We start from the raw sequence: 504 nt of genomic DNA on the forward strand, positions 1-504 counted from the left end.
CAGATAACACGTACAACACCCGCGCGTTTAACAATCTTACATTTGCGACATATTTTCTTAACTGACGCTCTTACTTTCATTCTTAACTCCAATATATTTCACTAAAAGTTTGGTGGGGTACCATTCAATGCTGAACTAATATTTGCTTTTTTCATTAAAGACTCATACTGCTGAGACATTAACAACGCTTGAATTTGTGTTACTAAATCCATTACGACTACAACTGCAATCAGGATTGAGGTTCCACCGAAGTACATTTGTACAGGACTTATACCATTAAAGAATTCAGGCAATAGACAGATAATTGTAATATAGAGCGAGCCCCATAAGGTAATTCGAGTTAATACTCTATCTAAATATTGCGATGTATGAATTCCAGGGCGAATGCCAGGTATAAAACCACCATTTCTCTTTAAGTTTTCAGCTGTCTCTTTAGAGTTGAACTGCAATGCAGTATAGAAGAAACAGAAGAAGATTATGAGAGCCGCAAATAATATCATATAT

General features: G+C 35.5%; 2 protein-coding genes. Both read right to left on the bottom strand.

Features of this window, described 5'->3' with window-relative positions:
* Positions 1–80, bottom strand: an 80-nt coding sequence (gene rpmJ / locus FK530_RS27765) for a 50S ribosomal protein L36 (RefSeq protein ID WP_146489557.1), incomplete at its 3' end; no start/stop codon positions are given.
* Between the two features lie 21 nt (positions 81–101).
* Positions 102–504: preprotein translocase subunit SecY (locus FK530_RS27770; protein ID WP_500487642.1), on the bottom strand; the 403-nt coding region annotated here is incomplete at its 5' end.

This window comes from Tsukamurella conjunctivitidis, assembly GCF_007858475.1.
GTDB lineage: Bacteria > Actinomycetota > Actinomycetes > Mycobacteriales > Mycobacteriaceae > Tsukamurella > Tsukamurella conjunctivitidis.